The organism is Azohydromonas aeria, assembly GCF_009760915.1.
In the GTDB taxonomy this organism is placed as follows: domain Bacteria; phylum Pseudomonadota; class Gammaproteobacteria; order Burkholderiales; family Burkholderiaceae_C; genus Azohydromonas; species Azohydromonas aeria.
This window is the reverse complement of the sequence record NZ_VIDQ01000082.1, coordinates 1-274: the sequence shown is the minus strand read 5'-3', so window position 1 is coordinate 274 and position 274 is coordinate 1. Positions and strand designations below refer to the sequence as shown.

1 rRNA gene is annotated in these 274 nt (G+C 52.2%); it reads right to left on the bottom strand.

Annotation, left to right across the window (positions count from 1 at the left end):
- Positions 1 to 166: 166 nt before the first annotated feature.
- Positions 167 to 274, bottom strand: a 23S ribosomal RNA gene (locus tag FJ694_RS30240); the annotation flags it as partial.

Sequence of the window (274 nt, the reverse complement as noted above, 5' to 3'; positions counted from 1 at the left end):
GGAAGGGGTGGGACCACCTCGCTATGGTCATCAGGCTTGACTGGTTGCCATGCTGATCTCTGGATCAGCACAGCCAATTCGATAGAGTCGTTTCAGCGTTATTGATTGCGTCGCCGTCTTTGGCGAACAACTTGAATACCGTCTTTGACTTGCTTGTCAAAGTTATAGGGTCAAGCCTCACGGGCAATTAGTACTGGTCAGCTTAACACGTCACCGTGCTTCCACACCCAGCCTATCAACGTCCTGGTCTCGAACGACCCTTCAGGGGGCTCAA